This is a genomic window from Bartonella sp. CM120XJJH (genome assembly GCF_042194715.1).
In the GTDB taxonomy this organism is placed as follows: Bacteria; Pseudomonadota; Alphaproteobacteria; order Rhizobiales; family Rhizobiaceae; genus Bartonella.
Map to the genome: position 1 here is coordinate 1 of NZ_JBHINE010000032.1, position 9,508 is coordinate 9,508.

Genomic DNA, 9,508 nt, shown 5'->3' on the forward strand with positions numbered 1-9,508 from the left:
GGTTTGGCAGTATCCGTTGAGGGGAAGGGTGCACTCTATTTGAGGGCTTTGAGTGCATCCTCTACAGTTTGGATACTGCCTTTATTGAGGGTTTGGCAGTATCCGTTTGAGGGGAAGGGTGCACTCTTTTTGAGGGCTGGAGTGCACCCTCTACAGTTTGGATACTGCTTGATGAGGGTTTGACAGTATCCGTTGAGGGGAAGGGTGCACTCTTTTGAAGGCGGAGTGCATCCTCTACAGTTTGGATACTGCTTGAGGGTTTGGCAGTATCCGTTTGAGGGGAAGGGTGCACTCTTTTGAAGGCGGAGTGCATCCTCTACAGTTTGGATACTGCTTGAGGGTTTGGCAGTATCCGTTTGAGGGGAAGGGTGCACTCTTTTTTAAGGGCTTTGAGTGCACCCTCTACAGTTTGGATACTGCTTGATGAGGGTTTGGCGGTATCCGTTTGAGGGGAAGGGTGCACTCTTTTTTAAGGCGCGGAGTGCATCCTTTCCATGGATTGAATGCACTCTTTGGAGGCTAGAGTACATCCATAGGGAAAGGTATATTCTATAAGAAACAGAGATAACCAAAAGATTTGTTTTTATATTTTATATTGGTAGGTTGCTGTATTTGTGAGGGCTATTCATTTTTTATTCTCAATATTTAAGATGATTATGTGATCAGGGTTGTTCGTCAATACAATCGTAAAAGACGCTGGGTATTTTTATAAAAATTAAGATATTTTTGTGCCTTTTTTTTGTTTTTTTTGTGTTTACACAAGATTTGCACGGCTTTTCAACAGTTTGTTTTTTAGCTTCGCTAATGGCGGTGGCTAAACATTTCAATTATTTTAACTGTCTCAACACCGCCAAGAATAGTGCTTTATAATATGACAAAATAAGATGACAAAATGAGCAGTGTAACTTTTGATTCTTGAGGAATGTTGGAAAATGGGGAGGTTAGGAGAGATGTTGTGTATATTTTTAGTTTATCTCTTAAGGGAGGAAGATGAACATATTTGAGAAGAATATGAAGTGCTATAGATAAAACTCCGTCTTTTCGGATTTATTTTTTATTTGGCCGGATTTATTTTTTTTATTTGGTTTGACAGTTAAAGAGCAATAGCGGAATGGAATCACGCTTGCTTCATGTTTTTATCCTCGATGCTTTAGATTTTTCTCGTGGGGATTTCATTTTCTCATGGGGTTTTACGTGAGTCGCGTAAAACCAAATGTTTCAAACAGAATATACTTGTGTTGCACATTTACGTCCTTGTTTTAAAAACATCATGTTGTCTTATCATCACAATGTTGTTGGAGAATAGGGGTTGTTGGAGAATGGAGTGTTGGTGAATGGGGTGTTGGTGAATGGGGTGTTGGTGAATGGGGTAATGGAGAAATCTCTTGTGAAGTGGATCAGCCCTTTTTCAAAACGCATAAGGGGAAAGCCAGCACTATCATACTATGTTTAGCGCCGCATGGGATAACAGCTTTTGGCTCTTGAGCCTGTTCATAAGAGGCATTTTGATTCTTTACCTTTGAAATCTTTGAAGTGTGTTATTTCATATGTCTCTCATGTTTGTAACGTGTAAAAGATATGCTGTTGATTGATGCAATATGAAATAAATTTGAAATGAGAGAATCCCTATGATACTCGGGGTCGCTTAATTTTAGTAATGAATAACAGGCGATGATAATTATAAATCAATATGTTGTTGTGATACATCAAGCGGTTGGTGGGGTATAGGATTTGGTGGGGTATAGGATAAAGAAAGTCGTCAAATATCAGTCATTCTGTTATGGCGTAAAACTGTTATGGCGTAAAACATTGTCATTTGAGGTTTCGTGATATGAAGCAAGCCGGCGCTTTGGATATGTTTTAAGTGTTTTTTTAAGAGCGGGGTGGATCTGTAGGGCAGAGCTTACTCGTGTTGCGCCTTGAGTTTAGCCGAAAACCCCTGAATGGAAAAACAAAAGTGAATGGAAAGCCAAAAGTGACGTGTATCTAAGCTGTTTGTCGATCAGATTTGGGTTAAATCTTTGTTCTTTGAGGAGGGAACGGAAAGCCAATTTGACAAAAGAATGATCTATTTTGCGGGGAGATCTTATGGAGGAATATAAAAAGCTCGTAAGAGAGTGATTGAAGACAATACAGTTATAAAAAAAGTACAGTCATAAAAAAAAGTCCTCCGTTGTAATCAGAGGACTAAAAGCAGGAGAATTTTAACATTGACTAGTAGATCATATCAAAAAAACAATGAATCTAAAAGGCCGTATTAAGTTTATAAATTCATACTTCAAGAAATATCACACTATAACTAGCAGAGAATTGAAAAGATATCAATATAAAAAATAATTTTACAAAAAAGAAAATTTTGTCATTTTATATTAAAAAATAATGAATACTTTTTCCAATTGAATATTTATTTTGAGACTCGATATTAATTAAACTATATTCAAAGATCTTATAGTGTATGCAAGCATCTTGAACAAAACTTATTTTTCAATAAAAACGAATAAACTTAAGAGCACCTCATGATTATAGGACTGGTGTGGGGGAAGGGTTTTTGTTCTTAAGGGTTCGGAGTGCATCTTGAGCGTGTGTGGGGTGAAGAATTGTCCTTTTGGGTGTGGGGGGTGAGGTGATGGAAAAGGGGGCGAGAAGCTGCTCAATGCTCGATCAGTGTGGTTAGGGGGCTTTAGAGGGGGCGGGCAATATGGGGGGCAGCTTAAAATGGTGAGGAGGGGATTATTCAGAATGTTTATGGTTTGCATATCCCCAATGAAATGCGAGCAAGTCTAAACAATCTCGTAAATGATCAGCAAGGGAATTTTGTTTGCGTTTTGAAGAACTTAATTCTTTGATTGCTTGTCCATGGCCGATAACGCGTTCAAGCAGTGAATAGCCAAGAATACCAAGTTGTACTTTGATTGTTTTTAAATGATTGGAGGCTTCTATTTGACGTTCAATGGGGTGTGTGTACCCTTGGCTACAGGAAACCTTTTCACGGGTATAGTCAAGGCTCATGTGGAGATCGGCTTGGCTTTGACGCCAGTAAAAATAAAAACGTTCTGCCGCTTTATATTGGGCTTTGCTGAGATGTCCTTTCGCATATAAAAGTGCAATGGGATGGCTTTGTGCATTGGCAATGGCATTGATGGTACGTGGGTTGCTGGAACTTTCTGGATGATGGGATTGAAAATAAGGATTACGCGTTTCTACAGGGATTTCTTGCGTCTTTAAATGACCAATGTGCTTTCCTTGATTTTGATGATCAAGCGGGCAGGTTTGCATATTTTTTTTCTCGTGATGGGTCATAGCATCTCCTTAAAAATTATCGTTTGATTTTCGTTTTTAAAAAATGTTGCTTGCTCTAGGCAAAAGAGGGGGATGAGAGGAAGACATGTGTTGGAGTGTGCGTGTTGGGTGTGCGCTCTTGGGGGTGACTTGGACTGTTGCGCTTTGTGTGGGGGGAGCCCCATGGACTTGGCTCTTGAAAGGAGGGGTGTTTTGTTACAAGGTGGATTATCCTTGAATGGCTTGAGGGGGAAGTGGAATGATGTTGCGCGGTGTTTTGTCTTTGAAAAGACTGGTATTTTTCTGCATTGTGGTTGTTGTCTTTGTGTCTGTTTATATGGAAATGAAGGCGTTGGGGATGACGTGGGGAGTATTTTTACGGGCTGTGGTATTTTATGGCACTCCCGGCATTTTCCTTATGTTTGGTTATGAAGTAATGCAGCGGCGTGGTGTAAAAAAGGGTTTGTTCTTCAAGATGGTGTTGTTGAGCTTCATTTTGGCTGCTGTCACTGATTTTATTTATAAGAAAGCCGAGCATCTTGGTTTGGCTCAGGTGTGGTTCTCAAACAAGTGGGTCTTTCACATTCTTTTTGGCGTTGTCTTTGGTTTTGTTCTTGGTCTTATTTATCGTGGGGCAAAGCGTCTTGGGTTTAGGCTTTCATTCTTTGCAAAGGATTGATTTTTTGCTGCATTTTTGGCATGGTCTCTGATTTTTACTTAATAAAGGAGCGGGGCGTATGGTGGTTGCGCGGGATATGTTTTTGAAGGGACTGGCGTTTTTCTGCATTTTTGGCTTGGTCCTTGGTTTTGCTTATGAGGATGCGGGGCGACCGGTTATGACGTGGGAGGTGTTTTGGCAGGGGGTGGAGCTTTCTTGCATTGCTGGAGCGACCCTTTGTTTTATTGTTGTGGGAGCAGACCGTAGGACTGTATCGTGGGGCGTGTTTTTGAAGGCTGTGGTGTTTTGCACCATTGCTGTCGTGGTTCTTGGCTTTGCTTATAAGGGAGCGAAGCGTTTTGATATATCGTGGGAGTTTTTAGTGATAGGAGCGGTGTTTGTTGCATTGCTGGAGCTGTCCTTTGTTTTGCTTATGAGGATGCGGGGTAAGGGGATATCGCGTGGGGTGTCTTTTTTGAAGTTTCTGGTGTTTTCCTGCGTTGTTGGAGCTGTTGTTGGGTTGGCGCATGTGGGCGCTAAGCATATGGGGGTTCGCTGGTTTGTGATCTCGAACAATGGGGTGTTTCTGGGCACTATTGGACTTGTTCCTTTATTTGCTCTGGAGGGGGTAAGGTGTATGCGTGTTCTGTTGGGGTGGGGCTTAAAAAGAATGAGCATTTCTCTTCTCCACGGGCGTGGTCTTTGATGTTCTTTCTGTGAGGGGTATTTGATGTCGAACGATGTGATGTTTTGGCTGTTGTTGGGGTTTTTCTGCTTTTTTGCTCTGGCCTTGATTTTTATTTGTAAGGGAGCAAAGCGTCGCTCTGTTACAGAGTGGGTGTTTTGGAGATGGGTGGTGTTTTATGGCGTTGTTGCCTCCTACCTTGGTTTTGTTTATGTGGGCGTGGGCAGGCGCGCTGTTGACGGGGAGCTGCTCTTGAAGGGGGCGGTGTTTTCTTGCATTTTTGCAACTGTCCTTGGTTTGGTGCATCTGGGCTTCAAGAGTATGCCTGTTGCTTGGCAAGTGTTCTTAAAGGCGGTCATGTTTTGTTGCATGATGGGCTTTATCCTGTGGTTTGCTGCTGTGGGTGTCAGAGATATGGATAGCATAAGGGCGCTATTCTTAAAGGGATTGCTCTTGACTGTATTGTTGAAAGTGCTCTTGGGGTTCTTTATACGCGAGCAAAGTGATACGGTGTTACAGAGGTCGTTGCGTGCTTTGAATTTTGTGCTGTTTTGCTGCATTTTGGCACTAATCCTTTTTTTTACCCGTCTGGGAGCAGAGAATCTAGGGTTGAGCTGGCTTTGGTTCTCGAATGATGGGATGTTTTCCTTTATTTTTGGATTTACCCTTCCTTTGATTTATCATGGTGTAAGGTCTGCACGGGTTCTATGGGCTTGGTTCTTGAGGTAGGTGGTGTTTTCCTACCTTTTTATTGTTGTCGTTATTTGTACTTATAGGCTTTCCAATCGCTTCGATATTCCTTGGTGGCGGGTGGCGTTTTATTGTATTTTGGTATTTCCCTCTTTTTGAAGGAAGTGCTGTTTTACGGCATTTTAGGAGTCGTCCTTTTTTTGGCTCTTTTGGGGATGGAGAGTATGGACATACCATGGGGACTATTGTCCTTGATAGGGATCGTTTTTGCTGCACTGTTGGAGTGGTTTTTGATTTTGCATATGAGGGGGCGACAAGATGGGGTGGTGATGCGTTGTTTGTGGCTATTGAAAGGGTTGGTGTTTTGCGCCATTGTTGGAGCGATCTTTTTTTGTTTGCCTTTGGGAACAGAGAATATGGGGTTGGGTTGGCTTTGGTTCTCGAAGGATTGGGTGTTTTTTATCATTTGTGGATTTATCCTTCCTGTTGTTTATGTGAGAGCAAGGTGTTGCGCGTGTGAAGGCGGAGACGTTTTTTAAGAGAGTGGGGTTTATGGAGCATTAAAGATAACGTCGAGGGAATGATTGTTCAAAAGAACAGCGATAGCGGTAGGTTTGGGGATCAAACCAAAGCCCTACTTTGCCTTCAAAATCACCAGAACGTTGTTTGGCAATATTCATAATGACGCCGGGGCGTTTGGCTAAATCTGCTTTTTCTTGTGCTAGAGAGGCGGCAAAGATTTTATCTTCTAATGACCGATTGCGCCAAATGGTGATAATGTTAAAGGCATTGGCACCAATCTCTGAGGCGCCTTTAATGTCTTCTGTGCTGGGGATATCTTTATCCAGACCGCCTTTGCGGGCATGGGCTACAAGGTGAATATGTACACTGTTTAAAACAGCCCAATCAACCATTTTATAAACGGCTTGTTCTTGTTTTGCATAATCATCTGAGGCAATGCCAAGCCGCATCAAACTGTCGATGATAAATTGATCGCAGCCATAGCGCGCGCGGCAATAGTCAAACACATCCAGCAAGGTATCAACGTTTGATTTGCCAACATGTTCATAAAGAATAAGCCCATCGTCTAAAAAATGAAGAATCCGTTCAATCGTCTCTTTTGTAGGCTGTTCTAAGCCGCCCGTTTGTTTGGTTAAACGGCGGAGCGATTGTTCTCCTTTCATTTCTAGAGACGCTAAGCAAAGGCGACTCTTTTGCGCAATCCAATGGGGAATACAGTCTGATAACAATTGGCTTTTGCCTGCACCACTCGCACCACTCCAGAGCGTTAATTCTGCTGGGCGGAAATGCAATTTGTCCTTCAGTTTAGGATAGGGAACCGTATAACCAAGATGTTTTTCAGGCTCTGGCCAAAAAAGCCCAATTACTTGATCTTTATAATCTGAGGCGCGCCGTAAACCTTCTGGTGCAAAGCTTTGTGCTGAGGAAAAGGCGGCTTTTATGGTGGCGCTATCAATCCCTGCGGTTAAACAGTCATTGGCATCTTTGCGGGGTAAACGTACACGGTAGCAACGGTGACGCCCAAGCCTGCTGGCAATTTCACGGGCTGCTTCTTCTCCGGGCTGGTCCATATCGGTGGCTAAAAAAATCGTTTCAAAAGATTCTAAATGATCAAATTCATTTTCAATCCAGTTGTGTTTGCCTCCACTTCCTCCCCCAAAGGGAACAGAAACCGCCGGATATCCATAGGCGGCTAAGGATAGCGCATCAATTTCTCCTTCAGTGATAACAATTGTACGGTTTGTTGAAGAAAGCGTGGGGAATGGCGCGCTCTCCATTAAGGGCGCCTGCTGGGATGCCTGCTGGGGCGCCTGCTGAGGTGTGTGCTGGGGTGCCTGCTGAGATGTGTGCTGAGGTGCCTGCTGAGATGCGTGCTGAGGTGCATGCTGAGGCGCCTGCTGAGGTGTGTGCTGAGATGCCTGCTGGGGTGTGTGCTGGGGTGTGTGCTGGGGTGCCTGCTGAGATGCGTGCTGAGATGCCTGCTGGGGTGTGTGCTGGGGTGTGTGCTGGGGTGCATTTGTAGAGGCATGATCTGTTGAGGCGGTGTTTTGAGATGCGTGTGTGGAGGTTGGGTTTGTTGAGAGTCTGTTTTGAGATGTGTGCTGAGGTGCCTGCTGAGGTGTGTGCGTGGCAGTGTGGTTGGTTGAGGGTGTGTGCTGAGGTGCCTGCTGAGATGTGTGCTGGGGTGCCTGCTGGGGTGTGTGCTGGGGCGCCTGCTGAGGTGTGTGCTGAGATGCCTGCTGAGGTGTGTGCTGAGATGCCTGCTGGGGTGTGTGCTGGGATGCATTTGTAGAGGCATGATCTGTTGAGGCGGTGTTTTGAGATGTGTGCTGGGGTGTGTGTTGGGGTGCCTGCTGAGGTGTGTGTTGAGGTGTGTGCTGAGGTGTGTGCTGGGATGCCTGTTGGGGCGCCTGCTGGGGTGTGTGTTGGGGTGCCTGCTGAGATGTGTGCTGAGGTGCCTGCTGAGATGCGTGCTGAGGTGTGTGCTGGGGTGCCTGCTGAGATGTGTGCTGGGGCGCCTGCTGAGGTGCCTGCTGAGGTGTGTGCTGGGTCGCCTGCTGAGGCGTGTGTTGGGGCGCTTGCTGGGGTGTGTGCTGGGGTGTGTGCTGAGGTGCATGCTGAGGCGTGTGCTGGGGTGTGTGCTGGGGTGTGTGCTGAGATGTGTGCTGAGGTGCGTGCTGGGATGCCTGTTGGGGTGTGTGCTGAGATGTGTGCTGAGGTGCGTGCTGAGGTGCGTGCTGAGGTGTGTGCTGAGATGCCTGTTGAGGTATGTGCGTGGCAGTGTGGTTGGTTGAGGGTGTGTGTTGGGGCGCTTGCTGGGGTGTGTGCTGGGGTGTGTGCTGGGGCGCCTGTTGGGGTGTGTGCTGGGATGCCTGTTGGGGGGTGTGTTGGGGTGTGTGCTGGGGTGTGTGCTGGGGTGCCTGCTGAGATGTGTGCTGGGGTGCTTGCTGGGGTGTGTGTTGGGGTGCCTGCTGGGGTGTGTGCTGAGGTGCATGCTGAGGGGTGTGCTGAGGTGCATGCTGAGGTGCCTGCTGAGGTGTGTGATGAGATGTGTGCTGAGATGCTTGCTGGGATGCCTGCTGAGGTGTGTGCTGGGTCGCCTGCTGGGGTGTGTGCGTGGAGGGGTGGTTTGTGGGGTAAAGGGCTTGCCAACCAAATAAAATCGGTTCACATTGGGAAGCGGTTGGTTTGGTTTTTGCTCCCGCTTGTGCGAGCCGTTCTTTGACTAAAGCAAGGGTGCCATTGGGTTTATAAAAGGGGAAAATGATTTTGTCACCATTTTCTCCTATGCGGTAACGCTTTATAACCTCTAGAGGAATGTGGCGTTCTTTGTGGAGATAGTTTTTTACGAGATTTTGCGGAGTCTGCCCTTTAGGAACCGGTGGACGGCGATAGGAACGATGAGGGACCATAAAGGGTTTGGGGCGTGTTAGATTGAGAGTTGCGCGTGCTTCTTCTAATGCTTGAGAGAGGCTAATGCCTTTGACTTCACACCAAAGGTCTAAAAGATCTCCTCCAGTGCCTTCTGCAAAGTCATACCAAAGTCCTGCTTTATTCCCGCTTAAGCAAATTGATAAACTTTGACCCGCTTCACCACGTGTGTTGCCTACAATCCAGTTGTTGCCTCGTTTGTGCCCTTGGGGAAGAAGCATTTCTGCTATTCTATCTGCTTGTGAGATAAGTTTTTGTTTGATTTCAAAAATTGTGCTCATGGTCATTCGTGATATTATTGCTGTTTTTCTCAAGATGTGGGGGGGACTCTATTTTTGCTGTTCTAGCTGTTTGATCTGATAGTGAAATCCCGTGGTGCTATTTGGAGGGCTTATTGGGGGCTATGGAGGGCTTATGGGCATTTGGGGGCTTATATGCCTTGCTAGTCTACTTTGAGCGCTTCTCTGTCGCTCTTGGCTTTCCAATGGGCTTGGCTTTCACTCAAACCTTCTGAAACTGCTGCCTTGATGTCTGCTTGCCAATGTTCAGGAAGACGATGCCCTTGGGGAAGGAGGAGGGGGGTGCAAAGAAGGGCGGGGTGGATATGCCTCTGAGGGGTTGTGCCCTGTTGTGGGGTGCTTGCTGGGGGGTGTGTTGGGGGGTGTGTGTGTTGGGGCGCTTGCTGAGGTGTGTGTTGGGGTGCTTGCTGGGGCGTGTGATGGGGTGCGTGCTGGGGAGTGAGA

The 9,508-nt window shown here is 46.0% G+C and carries 9 protein-coding genes and 3 pseudogenes; 8 read left to right on the top strand and 4 right to left on the bottom strand.

Going from position 1 to position 9,508, the window contains the following annotated elements:
• On the top strand, positions 1-183 hold a 183-nt coding region (locus ACFIKU_RS08940; RefSeq protein WP_375657305.1), incomplete at its 5' end, for a hypothetical protein.
• A gap of 2,547 nt (positions 184-2,730) precedes the next feature.
• Here ACFIKU_RS08940 and ACFIKU_RS08945 read toward each other — a convergent pair.
• A complete protein-coding gene (locus ACFIKU_RS08945; protein WP_375657306.1) occupies positions 2,731-3,300 on the bottom strand; it encodes a hypothetical protein in 570 nt (189 codons plus the stop codon).
• A gap of 85 nt (positions 3,301-3,385) precedes the next feature.
• On the opposite strand from ACFIKU_RS08945, the gene ACFIKU_RS08950 reads away from it, so the two are divergent.
• The 5 genes from ACFIKU_RS08950 to ACFIKU_RS08970 are packed head-to-tail and all read left to right on the top strand — an operon-like array spanning position 3,386 to position 5,832.
• Positions 3,386-3,517, top strand: coding sequence for a hypothetical protein (locus ACFIKU_RS08950; protein WP_375657307.1), 132 nt, complete (start codon positions 3,386-3,388; stop codon positions 3,515-3,517).
• A 21-nt stretch (positions 3,518-3,538) separates the two neighbouring features.
• Positions 3,539-3,958 carry a hypothetical protein gene (locus ACFIKU_RS08955; RefSeq protein ID WP_375657308.1) on the top strand — a complete coding sequence of 140 codons (420 nt, stop codon included), beginning with the start codon at positions 3,539-3,541 and terminating at the stop codon, positions 3,956-3,958.
• Positions 3,959-4,016: 58 nt separating this feature from the next.
• Positions 4,017-4,643 (top strand): hypothetical protein, encoded by a 627-nt coding sequence (locus tag ACFIKU_RS08960; protein ID WP_375657309.1) that lies wholly within the window; start codon positions 4,017-4,019, stop codon positions 4,641-4,643.
• A 24-nt stretch (positions 4,644-4,667) separates the two neighbouring features.
• Entirely contained in the window at positions 4,668-5,351 is a 684-nt protein-coding gene (locus ACFIKU_RS08965) for a hypothetical protein (RefSeq protein ID WP_375657310.1), read from the top strand.
• A 25-nt stretch (positions 5,352-5,376) separates the two neighbouring features.
• Positions 5,377-5,832 carry a hypothetical protein gene (locus tag ACFIKU_RS08970; RefSeq protein ID WP_375657311.1) on the top strand — a complete coding sequence of 152 codons (456 nt, stop codon included), beginning with the start codon at positions 5,377-5,379 and terminating at the stop codon, positions 5,830-5,832.
• Positions 5,833-5,872: 40 nt separating this feature from the next.
• Here the strand turns inward: ACFIKU_RS08970 and ACFIKU_RS08975 are convergent.
• Positions 5,873-7,081: pseudogene (locus ACFIKU_RS08975) on the bottom strand (bifunctional DNA primase/helicase); the annotation flags it as partial.
• A gap of 14 nt (positions 7,082-7,095) precedes the next feature.
• Here ACFIKU_RS08975 and ACFIKU_RS08980 point away from each other — a divergent pair.
• Together ACFIKU_RS08980 and ACFIKU_RS08985 are read left to right on the top strand one after the other, a co-directional pair.
• Positions 7,096-7,356, top strand: a complete 261-nt coding sequence (locus tag ACFIKU_RS08980; protein WP_375657312.1) for a hypothetical protein — start codon at positions 7,096-7,098, stop codon at positions 7,354-7,356.
• Between the two features lie 51 nt (positions 7,357-7,407).
• Complete coding sequence (locus ACFIKU_RS08985) at positions 7,408-7,626, top strand: hypothetical protein (RefSeq protein ID WP_375657313.1); 219 nt, start codon at positions 7,408-7,410, stop codon at positions 7,624-7,626.
• Positions 7,627-8,407: 781 nt separating this feature from the next.
• Here the strand turns inward: ACFIKU_RS08985 and ACFIKU_RS08990 are convergent.
• Positions 8,408-9,046 (bottom strand): annotated as a pseudogene (locus ACFIKU_RS08990) (DNA primase); the annotation flags it as partial.
• A 161-nt stretch (positions 9,047-9,207) separates the two neighbouring features.
• Positions 9,208-9,508: pseudogene (locus ACFIKU_RS08995) on the bottom strand (hypothetical protein); the annotation flags it as partial.

Bases quoted from the DNA above. Each gene is read 5' to 3' on its own strand.
- ACFIKU_RS08945 (WP_375657306.1), bottom strand. From the start codon at position 3,300: ATGACCCATCACGAGAAAAAAAATATGCAAACCTGCCCGCTTGATCAT.
- ACFIKU_RS08950 (WP_375657307.1), top strand. From the start codon at position 3,386: ATGTGTTGGAGTGTGCGTGTTGGGTGTGCGCTCTTGGGGGTGACTTGG.
- ACFIKU_RS08955 (WP_375657308.1), top strand. From the start codon at position 3,539: ATGATGTTGCGCGGTGTTTTGTCTTTGAAAAGACTGGTATTTTTCTGC.
- ACFIKU_RS08960 (WP_375657309.1), top strand. From the start codon at position 4,017: ATGGTGGTTGCGCGGGATATGTTTTTGAAGGGACTGGCGTTTTTCTGC.
- ACFIKU_RS08965 (WP_375657310.1), top strand. From the start codon at position 4,668: ATGTCGAACGATGTGATGTTTTGGCTGTTGTTGGGGTTTTTCTGCTTT.
- ACFIKU_RS08980 (WP_375657312.1), top strand. From the start codon at position 7,096: ATGGCGCGCTCTCCATTAAGGGCGCCTGCTGGGATGCCTGCTGGGGCG.